We start from the raw sequence: 417 nt of genomic DNA on the forward strand, positions 1-417 counted from the left end.
GATTGGGACTGCACTATAAACGTGATAGTGGCAATTGGAATACGATTATTTATAATTTTTTAAGTGATAATTATTTTGCTGTTTTTTTAATCTTACTATTGCTTATTTTATTGGTTGTTCTCATCGTAGCTAATTTTAAACGTTTGCGTGCTTCTAATATTGCTTACTTAGAAGGCGTTTCAAAATTTCAGGATGCTTGGAAATATTTTATTCATGATCAAATTGTTTTTTTAATTACTTTCATTCCCGGTTTTTTAATTGTTTTGATTACGATGATTTCCTATCGAGTAATGGGTGTTATGCCGTTAACAGTCTATTTTGCTGTTCTTTTAATTTTTGCTGAAATTCTTGTCAGTGTCTTTGCCTTTTTATTCCACATGGCATCACATAGTATTAATAGTTTGCAAAGCAGTATTA

Annotated in this window: 1 pseudogene; it reads left to right on the forward strand. The window is 29.7% G+C overall.

What is annotated here, in order from left to right:
* Nucleotides 1–417, forward strand: a pseudogene (locus KH893_RS12570) (hypothetical protein); the annotation flags it as partial.

Origin of the sequence: Liquorilactobacillus sicerae (assembly GCF_029916425.1) — a bacterium.
Lineage (GTDB): Bacteria > Bacillota > Bacilli > Lactobacillales > Lactobacillaceae > Liquorilactobacillus > Liquorilactobacillus sicerae.